Raw genomic sequence first — 14,802 nt, 5'->3', positions numbered from 1 at the left:
GGCAATCGACCCGGTTCGGATGGTCCCGGGCGGAGGCGCATGGCGCACCGGCTGCGCTCCGCGGCGGCTCTGCCACGGGGCGTGTGCGTTGCCGGGAATGTAGCGAGGTCGTCCCGCTCAGCGGAAGACTCCGTCCAGAATCCGGGCAGTAACTATCCTGACCTGTACCGATTGCCCCGTTACGCGGGGCGCGATCAACGGAGCGTGCACCACCTCTGCACGTAACGCACACGATTTCCGGCTTGCCGACCCGGCACGACGCGCGGATGTCACTTCATCCGGGTGGCCCACTCCTGGACCTTCGCGATGCGCTGCCGCAACTGCCCGGCCGTGGCCTCCGCGCTCGGCGGCCCCCCGCACACCCGCCGCAGCTCGGTGTGGATGACGCCGTGCGGCTTCCCGCTCTGATGTACGTACGCCCCGACCATCGTGTTCAGCGACTTGCGGAGTTCGAGGAGCTCCTTGTGCGAGACGACGGGCCGCCGCTCGGCCGGCATCTCAAGGAGGTCGGCCTCGCTGTCCGGCTTCTTCTTGCTGTGCGCGATCTGCCGGGCCTGCCGCTTCTGGAGCAGCATCTGCACCTGGTCGGGTTCGAGGAGCCCGGGAATGCCGAGGTAGTCCTGCTCCTCCTCGCTCCCCGGGTGGGCCTGCATGCCGAACTCGGCGCCGTCGTAGAGGACCCGGTCGAACGTGGCCTCGGACTCGAGCGCCTCGAAGGAGAACTGCTCCTGCTCCCCCGTGTCCTCGTCCTGCTCCTTGTTCGCCTCGTCCATCTCCTGCTCGGACTCGGCGTAGGGGTCCTCCTCCCCGTCCTTCTTCGGCTTGTCGAGCACGTGGTCGCGCTCGACCTCCATCTCGTTGGCGAAGCCGAGGAGGTCGGGGACGGTGGGCAGGAAGACGGACGCGGTCTCGCCGCGCCGCCGTGAACGTACGAAACGGCCCACGGCCTGCGCGAAGAAGAGCGGGGTCGAGATCGTCGTCGCGTAGACACCCACGGCGAGCCGGGGCACGTCGACGCCCTCGGACACCATGCGGACGGCGACCATCCAGCGGTCGTTGCTCCCCGAGAAGTCGTCGATCCGCTTCGACGCGCCGGTGTCGTCGGAGAGGACTGTGGTGGGCTTCGTGCCGGTGATCTCCCGGATCAGCTTGGCGTAGGCGCGGGCGGAGTCCTGGTCGGCGGCGATGACGAGACCGCCGGCGTCCGGGATGCCCTTGCGGACCTCGGTGAGCCGCTGGTCGGCGGCGCGCAGCACGCTCGGCATCCACTCGCCGCGCGGGTCGAGGGCGGTGCGCCAGGCCTGGCTGATGGCGTCCTTGGTCATGGGTTCGCCGAGCCGGGCGGCGATCTCGTCGCCGGCCTTGGTGCGCCACCGCATGTTGCCGCTGTAGGAGAGGAAGATGACGGGCCGCACGACGCCGTCGCCGAGCGCGCTGCCGTAGCCGTACGTGTAGTCGGCGGAGGAGCGCCTGATGCCGTCCTTGCCCTCTTCGTACTGGACGAAGGGGATGGGGTTCGTGTCCGAGCGGAACGGCGTACCGGTGAGGGCGAGTCGGCGGGTCGCCGGCTCGAAGGCCTCCAGGCACGCCTCGCCCCACGACTTGCTGTCACCGGCGTGGTGGATCTCGTCGAGGATGACGAGCGTCTTGCGCTGCTCGCTGCGGTTGCGGTGCAGCATCGGCCGCACGCCCACACCCGCGTACGTGACGGCGACGCCCTGGTACTCCTTGTTGAGCGGCCCCGCGCTGTACTCCGGGTCCAGCTTGATCCCTATGCGCGCGGCGGCCTCGGCCCACTGCTTCTTCAGGTGCTCGGTCGGCGCGACCACGGTCACCTGCTGCACGACGTGGTGGTGCAGCAGCCAGGACGCGAGGGTGAGCGCGAACGTCGTCTTGCCGGCGCCCGGGGTGGCGACGGCGAGAAAGTCTCGCGGCTGCTCCTGGAGGTACCGCTCCATGGCCCCTTGCTGCCAGGCACGCAGCTTGCCCGCGGTGCCCCAGGGGGCGCGGCCCGGGAAGGCGGGTGAGAGGTGGTGGGAGGAGGCGGAAGCGGTGGTGGCGGCGGCGGTGGTAGTCACGGTCTCCGGGTTCGACGGGCGCGGGAACGGGGCGACGAGGCGGGTTACGCGTAGGGGGCGGGGCGCGGGACGGGGCGATGCTCGAAGGGGTCGGGTACGTACGACAACCGGGCCACCCTACCGGTGGGCCCCTCGCTTCCCGGGGCAGACTCGGGAGCTCGGGCACCGGATGCGACGGGCCTCACATCTGTCGTGCGGTGAGGCTCACACCGGTCGTGCGGTGGGGCTCACACCGGTCCTGCGGTCAGGCTCACACCGGTCACGGGACGGGCCGTCAGCGCCGCTCGGCCCGTACCCGGGTGGCCACCCACGCCCCGACCAGCGCCACCACGGCCATGGGCAGGAACACCGCCGCGAACGCCGCAGGATGCGACCCGCCGGCCGCCGTCTCGCCGTGCGCGGCTCCCACCGCCCCGCCCCCGAGCGCGGCGAACGCGGCGCCGCCCACGGCCAGCAGGACGACGTTCGACAGGCCGTCCGAGATCTGCAGCGCGGCCGAGTTCGCCCCCGCCTCCTCCGGCGCGGACAACTGGAGCAGCAGCACGCTCGTGGACGAGATCACCAGGCCCATCCCGAGACACCCGAAGCCCCACGCCACCGCCACGATCCACACCGGCACGGCCTGGATCAGCACGCTCGGCGCGGTCACGATGGCCGCGGCCACCAGGACCATCCCGCCCGCCATCATGCGCTCCCGGTACGGCTCCAGTCCCGGCCGGGACTGCACGTACGAGCCCAGCGCCCACGTGGCCCCGCCCACCGCCAGTGACAGCCCGGCAGCCATCGGCGAGAGCCCGCGCTGGGTGACGAGCATCAGCGGCACGAAGGACTCCGCCGCGATGAAGGACCCGGCGGCGACCCCGCGCAGGAGGACCACGGCGGGCAGACCGCGGGCGGCGCGGTACGTACCCCGGGGCAGCAGCCCGAGCACGGCCGGCACGAGCAGGGCGACGCCCACGGCGCCAGGAAGAAGGGAGACCCAGGCCAGGTCCTGGGCCGCGTACTGAAGGAACCCGGCGCCGAAGGAGATCCCGAGAGCGAGCCGGACACGACGCCGGTCGACGGCGCCCGGGACGGCGCCTTCGGCGGGTCCGGCGGCGCGACGCCGGATCTGCGGCAGGGCGAGCGCGAGCGGGAACACGACCAGCACGGGGATCCCGATGAACACCCACCGCCATCCGAGGTGCTCGGTCACGGCGCCGGAGGCGAGCGGCCCGACCACGGAGGGGACGACCCAGCTCGCGGCGAAGGCGGCCATGATCGCGGGCCGCAGGCGCTCCGGATAGGCGCGGCTCACCACGACGTACAACGCCACGATGACCAGCCCGCCCCCCAGCCCCTGCACGGCCCGCCCGGCGATGAACATCCACATCGACCCCGCGGTCCCGGCGAGCAGCAGCCCGGCCGCGAACGCGGCGATCCCCGCCCCCAGGGGCGCCAGCGGCCCACGCCGGTCGGCCCACTGCCCGGACAGCACCATGCCGAAGAGGCTGGTGGTGAAGTAGGCAGAGAAGGCGAACGCGTAGAGCGACACCCCGTCGAGCTCACGCGCGGCGACGGGCATGGCGGTCCCGACAGCGGTGGCCTCGAACGCGATCAGCAGGACGACGGAAACGATGCCGATGCTGAGGGCGCGATAGCCGCGCCCGAGCACGCCTTCACCGGCCCTGACGTCGGCAGCGAGATCGGCAGCCATATCGGCAGCGCCATCAGCACCGAGTTCGGCAGCGAGTTCGGCGAGGGCGTCGGGGGCGATGTCCCGGGCGGCATCGCCCCCGACACCGGACGGTTCCAGGGCGGTCATGGACTTCAGGGTAAGGGGCACGACACCGATTGACCCCTGTCGATGGTCCCCGTTCCCCTGGTCCCTTGGTCGTACGACTCCTCGTACACGCCCCGCCCACCATGAACGCCGTATGGCAGTCACATTGCGACGCACGCGCCCCTCTTGGCGCGACGGCGGACGGGCCGTACGGTCAAGACATCGAGTTCAACGAACGTTGTTCCGAACTCAGTTGGCCGTGTGCCCGAGTGGTTTAGGGATTCGCCTGCAAAGCGAAGCACACCGGTTCGATTCCGGTCACGGCCTCGACCAGCACGCTCGTGAAGGGGCGCCCCGTTTCGGCGGGGCGCCCCTTTGGCGTTGGCCTACGGCGGTGACGGCATCGGCCCAGGTATCGCAGCGCACCCCGTCAAGGCAGACGGATTACGTCACCCGAGACGGATGCCCGTCCACCCCGCCCGCTACCGGGCTTCGGCACTGATCACCCGGACGTGGGGTGACCAGCGCGTCCTGTCCCTCGTTGCCCAGAATCCCGCCCAGCCACAAGGCAGTTGGGCGGCACGGGGGATGTGAGTACCGACACGGGGAGGACATCAGCATCATGGTCATCGGACCTGCCCAGGGGCAGCAGAACCTCGCTTCGTCGCCGGCGCGGAAGCGTGCTGCGGCCCGGGCGATCGAGAGCGACATCGAGCCCGGCACGCGCCGCTCGGGCGAGTGGGCGGACGAGGACACGGGCGCCGCCGTCCGGGCGTTCGACGCGAAGGACGGGCACGGCTGGGTCACGTCGTCGTCCCTGAAGAAGGCGCACAAGGCCTGGGGCGATCAAGTGAAGTCCCTTATGAACAGGCTGAGTTCGGAGAAGGTGTCGCTGCGCGCCACCACGGCACTCCTCCAGGGGACGGACTTCGGGGTGGGGGCACACGTCCGGACGTCGTCGATGCTCGACCGCTACTGACCGCCGTACGGCTCATCCCCGACCGAGGCACGAGGACCGACCCATGCCCACGTACCACGAGATCATGACCACAGACCTCGCCACGCTCACCACGGCGGCCGACCGCTGGGACGGTATGGCGAAGGAATTCGGAAAGCGGGAGACGGAGTACAAGCGGGACGTGCACGGCATCACGCCCGGCCCGCCGTCCCCCGCGACCTGGACCGGCCTGAGCGCCGACGCGGCCGGCAAACGTTTCGACGTAACGCTCCACGAATTCCAGAACGCCCAGACGGAAGCAAAGGCGATCGCCTCGCTCCTCCGGGACGCTCACGCGCAGTTCACCACGCTGCGCGTCCACCTCAAGTCCGAGCGCGAGGCAGCCGTCAAGGCCGGCATAAAGGTCTCGGAACGCGGTCTGGTGGCATACGACGAGGAACGCGCGGCCGTGAGCGAGTCCGGCTCGGCGATGCACGACCCCGGCAGCAGGGCCGAGGTTCACAGGGCGGTGGAATCCTGGCAGGCGCGTATCGACAAGGCAGTGCGTGCAGTGGGGGACGCCGACACGGGCGTCGAGATCGCGCTGAGCGCAGCCGTCTTCGACTCCGACCTCACCGACGGTACGGGAAACGGATTCAACGCCCGCGCCAAGGGGGACATCGAACAATACGAGGTCGCCGTAGCAAAGGAATCCGCCCGCGAACTCGCCGACGGCGAGCGACTCACGCCATCCCAACTGGCCGAACTGAAACGCTCGTTCCGCGACAACTGCCACGATCCGGCATTCAGCCGCACCCTCCTGGACAGCCTGGGCCCGAGCGGCACGATCCGTCTGACCAACAACCTGGGCGACCTCGCCCACATGACCGACCCCCGGCGCGCGGCGGACTACGCATCCCTCGAAACGGGCCTCGCCAACTCCCTCGCAACGGCCACCAAGGACCCCGACTCCCAGTGGTACAAGGACTGGCGGACGGAAATGCGGAAGGCGGGCGTCGCCCGCTGCGACACCGATTTCCAGGCAGCCAGGCTGGACAAGGTCCACGGATACCAGTCGCTGGTCACGCTCATGCAGCACGGTGACGGATACGGGCGCGACTACCTGGAGGACCTCGGCGACGACATGATCAAGGCCGAGAAGAAGAACCCGGATATCTGGGACCTCAAGGGCGAGTACAGCGGGAATCAGGACGGCTGGTTCGCCAACGACCCGGTCGACGGCGTACTCGGCATCATGAGCCACGAGCCGGCCACGGCCGCGCATTACCTCAAAGACGACGACCGCATGAAGTACCTGATGCACGAACGCGACTGGAAGATCACGCTGCACACGGAGGAGACGCCGAAGGCGACGGTGTACACACCGTCCCTCGACACGGACACCCGAGCAGGCTTCGCGGCAGCACTCCAGGCAGGAGCAACGGGCCTGGACCCGTCGGACCCGAACGCCAAGTACGTGGAGCACTCCGCCGACAACAACAAGGTATTCAAGTCGTCCCTGAAGTACCTGGCAGACGAGGGCGACAAGTTCCCGGCGTCCTTGCGGGAACCCATGGCAAAGATCCTCGTCAATCACGGGGATACGGTGCATGCGGCGGCGAGCGACATCGACATGACGGATCCCGAGCTAAAGCAAGATGAGCTCTATGAAGTCGTGAAGCAGATCTCCAAAGATCAGGGATCATACGCAACGCTCAACAGCGGAATCAACCACGCCATCATCTCAGACATTCACGCCTCCGACCAAGCCCACCCCAAGGAATCTCTAATTCAAGCGGGGCGAACGATGGGGTTCTTGGAGCAGGCGAGCGTTGAAGCAAAAGGTGACCCAAAGATTGCCGAATTCAAGCACAAATGGGTGGTTGACCAAGCCATCGGCTACATCCCCGTGGGTGGTGATGAAGTTCAGGCAGGTGTCGACTACGTCACAGAAAAATGGCTTGCTGACGAACAAGAGAAGCTAGACGAAAAAGCCTCCGACGCCGCAGTCGCGGAATACGGTAGCAGGAATAAGCAGCTGATGGCTCTCACCGAGGAGTGGTGGAAGGTGCACGGTAGTGGCGGGGAAGCCCCATACGAACTGCGCCACTATACGGAGCAGGCTGCAAGTGCGGGAATCGAGCGCGCGCGTGGCGTTTCCGGGAAAGGGAGCAAGTGAGCTTCAATCGCAAATCAGTTGGACCACTCACCCTGGCCACCCTCTCATCCCTAGTCACGCTGACTTCCTGTAGCGCACAACACGTCACTCCGCCAAAATCTATCTGCGGCACGAAGGTCGCCAGGGGTCTCATCGAACCACTGCTGAAGCCCAGTGAAAAAGTATCCGAGTGGCATAGCGCCGGCTGGGGGGAATCCGGGTCGGCGTGGTGCATCGTGAGCGTCGGTAAGGAGCGGGCTCTCCGATTCCAGTTCTCCTGGCATCCGGATTCCATCGATCCGCTGAAATTCGCCTCGCCTGACGACGCTGTCACCGGCCTTTGGGACCCCACTCGGATGCGCTTGGCCGAGTCCGCGGCCATCGGAGACAACGGGGCGATCTCTACCACTCGATGCAAAAGTGGCAAGGGAGATCATTTCACCATCGCCCTAAGACTGACCCAGGAAGGATCGGTGCTACACCTGAGAAGTGACATCGAGCAGTTCATGCGCGCCTACATGCCCGCGACCATGAAGGCCGTGGGCTGCGCACCGCCCTGAGTCGGCCTCACCCTCCGGCCGCAAGAATGACGCCCCCACCGACAACAATCACCGCGAACGCGACGAACACCGCCACAAACAGCAGTAGCTTCCCGGCGGAGGGGCCCGGCTCGTAAGAGCGCGGCTCGGGCCCGTCCGCCGGATCCTGGCGACCTGAAGACTCACCTGTCGTCACCGCTGCCGTCCTCTCTCCGCGAAGTTCGCACTCCCAAAGTACGGCTTCACCGAGACCCGCAGTCGGCCACCCCGGCCCAGTCGGCGCGCCAGCCCGCCCCTCACCCGCGGAGCGAACCTCCCCGCGCAGAGCGAACCTCACGCTGAGTCGCAGCGAACCCCACGATCGGTCGTACAGGGCCCCGCATCAGATACGGGGCCCCTCCGACCACTCCTGCCACCCCCGTGACGCGGCAGTGCCGCCACACCATAGGCCTGGACCATTGCAATTCCACCGTGCGGCCACTGGATGACCACCGAGCTTCCGCAAACGGAATGAGGGCCGCCCAACCACGGGGGGGGAAGTGGGGCGGCCCTCGTACTCAACAGTAAGTTCCCGGCAGCGCCTGAGGGTACGAAGAGGGCCGAAGTTTGCTCGATCTGCACGCCCGGCGCGCGACCGTCACACACGCGTCTGCGCTGGTCACCGCCATGAATGAGTCGTGCGGGCGGCACCACGCGGCCGCGCCCGTTCGGCTGGAGTCGATCGCTGCACCCGCCCACGTGCGGCGGCCGGGCCCTCACACCGACTGCACATCTAGCCCCCCGCCCCCTCCCCACCGAAAACCCCGCCACGCGCCGCCCGGTACGCCGCCTCGGCGCTCGCGCGGACCAGCCGTTCGTCGATGGAGCCCCGCATGATGAGCAACCGGTAATAGAAGGGCGCGCTCAGGGCGGCGATGACTTCGTACGCGTCCGTGCCCGGCGGAACCTCACCCCGGTCCACCGCACGGTGAACCAGCGCCGTCACGACTTCGGTGCGCGCGACGAAAGCGCCGCGGACAAGATCCGCGATGTGCGGGTCATACGCGGCGGCGGCCACCATCGCCTCGACGAGGTTGCGACTGCGCGGCTGGGTGTGGAACCCGGCGATGGCCTCGGCCAGCTCGTACAGGTCCTGACGGAACTCACCGGAGTCCGGCGTGGCGATCGTCTTGCTGTGCTGGGCCATCAGATCGACGACGACGCCCTCGACGCTGCGCCAGCGGCGCCTGATCGTCGAGACGTGCACACCCGAACGGGCCGCGAGCTTGTCAAGGGTGAGCCCGCTGAACCCGGTCTCTTCAAGCTCGTGCAACGCGGCCGCGAGGACGGCCGCGCGGGTGCGGGCCGTACGTCCGCCGGGGCGGGCGGAGCCGTGCTGTGGTCGCTCAGTCATCGACGCCAATGTAGACGCCGCGACACCCAGGCAAACGCCGAGCCGCCGGGCAGGACCCAGCCGGACGCCAACCGGGCACGGGTCCGATGGGCACCAGATCTTCACGTGCGGTCAGGACGATTCCTGTCAGTTTCCCTTTGCGCGCCCGACCGGCTTGCGGATAGCGTGGCCACACCCTAATGCGCGGCGGGGAGCATTAGCGCGTCGCGCATGGGCGTACGGGGACGTGAGCCCGGGGCGAACCGGCTCACACAACGGGGGATAACGGGGGATATCGTCACCGCTGTCGCGCCGGCCAAGGTCGCGCGGCAGTGGTGGCGCCCCGGCCGCACCAAAGGCCTCACCGCGCCGTGCAGCCACGACAGCGGCACCTCCCTCTCCCGCCGGAGCCACCTCACACCGGTGGCGATCTCTACGGCACCTGCACCCGCGACAGCGCGGCCCGGAGCTCCACTCGCCACCGCCCCGGACGACTACTACACGGACAAGCCCTTCATCCGCGCCGAAAACACCTGCATGCGCTACGGCGACGAGTACGACTACGCCCGCGACGGCGAGCCGGGCTGGTAACTCACCGCGCAGCGACAAAGACAGACCGGGCCACCGGCGAAACGACGAGGTGCGGCTTCTGAGAGGCCTTGGAGTCGCGGATGTGGACGGCTATCGAGGTAGTGGCGACTTCGACGCAGTCACTGGGTCGCTGCTGCTGTAGCTGCTCTTGGACCACTCCAGCATGGGGTACGAAACTGGGGCCACCCCCAGCCAAGACGGTATGGGCGGAATTGGTGCTGTCGAAGACGTCTCGACCACATCGAGGAACTCACGACGCGGTGGCCCATTGCCCGGCGGGTCACGCGATCAAAAGCTAAGACCCCAGGGAGAGAACCCTCCTTAACCTCCCCCGCACCCCCGCCGCAGGCAGGCCCCGAGCCCGGTCAGGGCTGACGCCGTCCTCCTGACGTCAGAACGCGGACCCGACTTCTCCTCCCCTTCGCTCAATCCATCGCCCCGCCCTCCCGAACCTCAGCCCGAGAAAGCCCGCCCCCACGCACAGAAGCAGAACAACGAAAGAGATGGAGGCTCAGCGACCACCCCCGGAGAGCAACCACACAATCCAAGATCCCCGGACCCGCACCTCACCCACAAGGGTGATCACCCTCAACTGGGCTTGCAAGAAGCCCCGTTCACACCCCACGCTCACCCAGAGCAGCACAAACGCAACCCAAGACACAGAACGGCCCCCGCAGGGACTGGCATCCCGAGGCGAGGGCCTAACCACCAAGGAAGCAGAACCTTCCCGATGGCTGATCAGCAGCTTAACGCGCCCCCGTGCGGCCAGTCCCAGGTTCCGGCGGACGTTCCCCCGGGCGGCATCCACCACATCAACCGCCGCCACGCGGACCGCTTCACGGTCGTAGGCAACCACCTGGTCCAGCACCGCCAGCTCTCCCTGACGGCCATCGGTTTGGCGGCCCACATCCAGTCACTCTCACGCGGAGCCAGCGCCACGATCAAGACGTTGGCATCCCGCTTCCCGGAGGGCGAGGTCCGCATCGCAGCGGCGTTACGCGAACTGGAAGCACACGGCTACCTGACCCGAACCCGAGAGCGCCTGGCATCAGGCCGAGTGGTCACGCGCACGACGTCGTACAACAACCCGCGCGCGATGATTGGCAGTTCAGCGCCAAATCCCTCGCGGAAACCCCACACTCCGGCAACTCCCCCGCGCCCAAATCTGCCAATCGCCCCCTCAACGCCACCGGCCGCGACCCCCGAGAACTCAACGCCCTCCACTCCCTCCGACCCGGCCGCGTCACTCCTCGCAGACCTACGCCGCGACGACCCCCGCCTCCTGCTCGCAACCCGCGACGTACACCGTCTGGCGCCCGCGGTGACGACATGGCTGGACCGCGGCATCACCCCGGAGGCGGTCCGCCGAACCCTCACGGCCGGCCTCCCACCGGAACCCCTCCGCAGCCCGGCAGCCCTCCTGTCCCACCGCCTGACGGAGCTACTCCCCCCACCCCTGCCCGCACGCGCACCCACGACCCCGCCCCCACCCCGCCCGGCCCCACTCCAGAACTGCGACGGCTGCGACCGCGCATTCCGCTCCCCGGAGCCAGGCAAGTGCGCCACGTGCCGCCCGCCCGAGTCGAAGGTGGCCTAGCCCCAGCGGCGGTTGAGGTATTCCTCCCGGTTTGCATCTGCGGTATCACCCTCCGATCTGTGATCTTCGCAGCGAGTTGCTAACTTGATCGAACCAACGCATCTGGCGATCACAGAAGCAACCGGGTACACGGGGGAAAGGTGCTCACCCATGGCTTGGGAAGAATGGGATCAGCTCAAGGCCGAGGCGGCAGCCCGGCACTCGGCCAACATGCAACTCAACAGTATTCCGACGGATCCAGGCGGCGGAGGTGCGAGCCCGCACGGCGATCTCACCGTCAACCAGACAGACCTGGCAGCAGTCGGTAACGCCGCATAGGAACTCCGCACAGAATTCGAGGGCGTCAGCGACCGCGCCCGCCTCTCTTCCATGAAGGTCACGAGCAGCCTGAAGAAGAGCGACGGGTTCGCGCTGGGGGAGGCGCTGGATCACGTCGCCACGCACTGGGTCGACCAAGTTCAGAACCTTCTCGACGCGACGGCCCACATCTCCAACCACCTTGACTACACCAAAGGTGTGCACGCCAAGGACGAGGTATACATCGCCGGCACGATCAGCAGCATCGCCCAGCTGGACAAGGGCTTCGACGAGCGAGGGACGGGACACTGATGGATCTCGACGCCCTCCGCCACCTCAACTTCTCCCAGCTCGATGACGCCATCGACGACTGGGATCAGATGGCACGGGGCCTCAAAACCGTCGCCGACAACGCCGAAAAGAACCTCAAGGGGAAAGCCGACAGGGCCAACTGGACGGGATACAACGCGGCCGTCACCCGGGAGTTCGTCGACAAGACCTCGGGGGAGTTCAGTGACGCCCACACACAGGCGGACACCGTCACCAAGATCCTCAAGGACACCCGTGGCGAACTGGGGACATACAAGACCCAGTTGAACACCTTGATCGATTCGACCACAAACATGACGGTGGTGGACACAGGTAACGGCTCGTTCAACGTCATTCCCAACCCCACGACCGACCCTGCCGGCGCCAAGACCAATGCAGCCAGCCTGCGTGACCAGATCGAGGGAATCCTCAAGAAGGCCAGCGAAAGCGACACAACGGCCGCCAAAGCCTTGCGCCTCATCGTCGACCATGCCGAGTACGGCTTCTCGGACGCCAGTTACAACGACCGGGACTCTGCAGCCGCAGCGATCAAGGCAGCCGAGGAGGCCGCTAAGACGCTGCGCAAGGACCCACATGACGTGACGAACACGGAGCTGTCGTCCCTCGATTCAACCTTGGCCAAGTACAAGAACGATCCTCTCTTCGCCGAGCAGTTCGCCGTTGACGCGGGCCCGAAGAAGATCATGACGTTCTACGCGGGCATTGCCGATCCCTACGGAATGCATTACGACCCGGAGCGCGGGGCTCTGGCAAAGAAGCTTCAGAAGAACCTGGGCATCACGCTCGGAACAGCCACGCTCTCGGACAGCGCGAACATGCGGGGCTGGGAGAAGCAGATGGTGAGTCTGGGGTCGGGCGAACTCGGAACTGACGACGCCAACAACCCTCGCGGCTTCGCCGTCATGAGCAACCTCATGCGCTTCGGTGACTACGACGACCAGTTCCTCAACGACTACGGAGACAAGCTCTACGCGTTCGACAAGGAACACAACGTCAAGGGGCTCAGCCCTTGGGTCAATAACTGGAACCAGGGAGACCTCAACTTCTGGGGCAAGGACGACCGCGGTCGCGATCCGATGACTGGTTTCCTCGAAGCGCTCGGGCACAACCCGGACGCGTCGACGCAGTTCTTCGAGCAGCCTGACGGCTCCGGGGCCGGCGTTGACAAGGACTCCGAGATCAACGACCACCTCAAGTACCTGACCAAGGACCGCATCTGGCTCTCCGATGCCACGCTTGACGGCAATGACAAGGTCGTGGCTGGACGTGACTCCCTCGGGCACGCATTGGAAGCAGCCACCATCGGTTACCCATACGACGCCGACGCAAAGGCCATGCAGGCCGGAGATCACCGCACAGCCGCGACAGCGGGCGTCATGGAGCAGGTCGCATACCTCTACGGCAGCAAAGAGGGGCCGGATATGCTGCATGCCCAACCAGAACTGGCCGACAGTCTGGGCAAGATGGGCGGCGCCTACATCGACGACCTCGACTACAACCTGTCCGGTGTCGGCGAGAGCGCCATGGACGGCGATACCTTCCCACCCAAATATCCCGGGCGCGCGCACTTCACCAACGAGGGTGCGATCAACTTCTTGAGCGTTCTCGGACAGGACGAGAATTCACACCGTGCCGTCACTGCCGCGCAGCACCTTTACGCACTGAGCGCCCTCGACGCCTACCCCCCGACGACCGACGCCAACATCGGACACGCCCATGACGTGCTGACCACCGAGGCCCAGGCCCGGGGCATTCTCGACAACTCCCGGGTTCAGCAGGCCGAAGCTACGTACAAGGCTGGTTCGGAAGAGGCCAACAAATCGCTGGGACGGTCCGCCGACTGGATCAAGCTCGGGGCCGGAGCGGTCGTCGGCGGCGGTATCGCCGCGATTCCGCTTCCGGGGTCCACGGCAGCCGCTCTCGTAGTCGCGCCGCTCGCTGCGGACACCGTGGGGGAGGCGGTTAATACCTTTATCGGGCATCAGGTCGACAAGGGTGTGGACGCGGCAGAAAAGGATCCCACTCAACAGGCTCAGGTGACGAGCAGTGAATTCTACAAGAAGGGCGTAAATCAGCTCGGATCCGAATATGCGTCCTACATTGAGGACAGCCCCAAGGCCAAGGATATCGGCAACCAACAGGACTGGAACGAGGACATCAACAACGCGTACTACGGAACCGGCTCGCAAGAAAACGACTACCGTGGCCTCGCTCCACACAAGGACTGACCTGTGCAACGGATCAGCAGACGGCCACGTGCCCGCATTACGTGCCAGGTGGCGGCGAGTATTGCCCTGGCTACGCTCGGCCTTGCCTCGTGCAGTGACGGCGACGGCGGAAAGAAGGCTGAGCCGAGCTTGACCGCTTCCCATGTATGCGCGTCAACCCTCGACGCTTCGGCGGCTGCGGCTCTCGAGCGCATGGGTGACACCGAGGCGTTCACTGAACTCCCCGGAACTAATGACTCTGGAAAGCCCAACAAGTTCTCGCTAAAACGAGCCGCGGACACACTTCACAAGGACATGACGCAACGGAACCAGTGTGTCGTCTTCAAATCGGGAGACACCACCGGTCATCCATTGATCTCCGTGGATTTCTCGGCTGTTAAGCACCACCCGAGCACGACCACAGGTGACAGCGAAGGCTCGGATCCGTCCCGTTACCGGATGGGCGTGTACGCCGCGACGCACGGCACCACTGGGGCCTCGCTGTACTTCAAGTGCTCGACGCAGAATCCCGATGAGTCGGCGCAGTCCACGCCCTACGTCGAGGCAGAGCTTGTTGGACTCCCGGACCAGCTCTCGGCGAAGAGCACAGGGCGCGACAGGATGGCCGTCCTCAACGCCGTCTCACGCGCCATGGCAAAGGAGTTGGGTTGCGCCTCACAGGCATCCTTGCCATATCAAGTGCCTTCAGCCCAGGCCGATTGACACAACGAAGGTGGGTCGGCCATTACCCGCCCCGGAGCCCAAAGCGCTCGTTCCGGCCATGTGCCCTCAGGACTGACGGCCTCGACAGGATGAGGACGTGACGGACGCAGCCCCCGCGACGACGACTTCCTGCCCGCCGCGACGGCCGCCCCTGGAAGGTATCGGCCGTCGCGGCGGGCGTCCTGCTGGTTCTGGCCCGAGTCGGCGCTTG

At 66.8% G+C, this 14,802-nt stretch carries 10 protein-coding genes, 1 tRNA gene and 1 pseudogene; 8 read left to right on the top strand and 4 right to left on the bottom strand.

Annotation, left to right across the window (positions count from 1 at the left end; translation table 11 throughout):
* Nucleotides 1-269: 269 nt before the first annotated feature.
* Nucleotides 270-2,078 (bottom strand): DEAD/DEAH box helicase, encoded by a 1,809-nt coding sequence (locus OG758_RS29855; RefSeq protein ID WP_266563704.1) that lies wholly within the window; start codon nucleotides 2,076-2,078, stop codon nucleotides 270-272.
* Between the two features lie 274 nt (nucleotides 2,079-2,352).
* A complete protein-coding gene (locus OG758_RS29850; RefSeq protein WP_442810356.1) occupies nucleotides 2,353-3,882 on the bottom strand; it encodes an MFS transporter in 1,530 nt (509 codons plus the stop codon).
* A gap of 213 nt (nucleotides 3,883-4,095) precedes the next feature.
* Between OG758_RS29850 and OG758_RS29845 the strand changes: the two genes are divergently transcribed.
* The 4 genes from OG758_RS29845 (at nucleotide 4,096) to OG758_RS29830 (ending at nucleotide 7,495) form a co-directional block, all read left to right on the top strand.
* Nucleotides 4,096-4,167, top strand: a tRNA-Cys gene (locus OG758_RS29845).
* 295 nt (nucleotides 4,168-4,462) lie between these two features.
* Nucleotides 4,463-4,819 carry a hypothetical protein gene (locus OG758_RS29840; RefSeq protein ID WP_326712771.1) on the top strand — a complete coding sequence of 119 codons (357 nt, stop codon included), beginning with the start codon at nucleotides 4,463-4,465 and terminating at the stop codon, nucleotides 4,817-4,819.
* A 64-nt stretch (nucleotides 4,820-4,883) separates the two neighbouring features.
* A complete protein-coding gene (locus OG758_RS29835; protein WP_326712770.1) occupies nucleotides 4,884-6,956 on the top strand; it encodes a hypothetical protein in 2,073 nt (690 codons plus the stop codon).
* Between the two features lie 215 nt (nucleotides 6,957-7,171).
* On the top strand, nucleotides 7,172-7,495 hold the full coding sequence (locus OG758_RS29830) for a hypothetical protein (protein WP_326712769.1): 324 nt from the start codon (nucleotides 7,172-7,174) through the stop codon (nucleotides 7,493-7,495).
* A 751-nt stretch (nucleotides 7,496-8,246) separates the two neighbouring features.
* Here the strand turns inward: OG758_RS29830 and OG758_RS29825 are convergent.
* Nucleotides 8,247-8,867 (bottom strand): TetR/AcrR family transcriptional regulator C-terminal ligand-binding domain-containing protein, encoded by a 621-nt coding sequence (locus OG758_RS29825; RefSeq protein ID WP_326712768.1) that lies wholly within the window; start codon nucleotides 8,865-8,867, stop codon nucleotides 8,247-8,249.
* A 210-nt stretch (nucleotides 8,868-9,077) separates the two neighbouring features.
* On the opposite strand from OG758_RS29825, the gene OG758_RS29820 reads away from it, so the two are divergent.
* Nucleotides 9,078-9,437: a hypothetical protein gene (locus OG758_RS29820; protein ID WP_326712767.1), complete on the top strand. Its 360-nt coding sequence runs from the start codon at nucleotides 9,078-9,080 to the stop codon at nucleotides 9,435-9,437.
* Nucleotide 9,438: 1 nt separating this feature from the next.
* Here the strand turns inward: OG758_RS29820 and OG758_RS29815 are convergent, their stop codons facing one another.
* On the bottom strand, nucleotides 9,439-9,594 hold the full coding sequence (locus tag OG758_RS29815; RefSeq protein WP_326712766.1) for a DUF397 domain-containing protein: 156 nt from the start codon (nucleotides 9,592-9,594) through the stop codon (nucleotides 9,439-9,441).
* A gap of 1,590 nt (nucleotides 9,595-11,184) precedes the next feature.
* Between OG758_RS29815 and OG758_RS49115 the strand changes: the two are divergent.
* The 3 genes and pseudogenes from OG758_RS49115 (at nucleotide 11,185) to OG758_RS29795 (ending at nucleotide 14,591) form a co-directional block, all read left to right on the top strand.
* A pseudogene (locus OG758_RS49115) lies at nucleotides 11,185-11,643 on the top strand (hypothetical protein).
* Complete coding sequence (locus OG758_RS29800) at nucleotides 11,643-13,889, top strand: hypothetical protein (RefSeq protein ID WP_326712763.1); 2,247 nt, start codon at nucleotides 11,643-11,645, stop codon at nucleotides 13,887-13,889. The pseudogene OG758_RS49115 and the gene OG758_RS29800 overlap by 1 nt, the downstream one beginning before the upstream one ends.
* Before the next feature lie 192 nt (nucleotides 13,890-14,081).
* Nucleotides 14,082-14,591: a hypothetical protein gene (locus OG758_RS29795; RefSeq protein ID WP_326712762.1), complete on the top strand. Its 510-nt coding sequence runs from the start codon at nucleotides 14,082-14,084 to the stop codon at nucleotides 14,589-14,591.
* Nucleotides 14,592-14,802 lie beyond the last annotated feature (211 nt).

This window comes from Streptomyces sp. NBC_01474, assembly GCF_035918215.1.
Classification (GTDB): domain Bacteria; phylum Actinomycetota; class Actinomycetes; order Streptomycetales; family Streptomycetaceae; genus Streptomyces; species Streptomyces aureus.
This window is presented reverse-complemented; position numbering and strand designations above follow the sequence as displayed.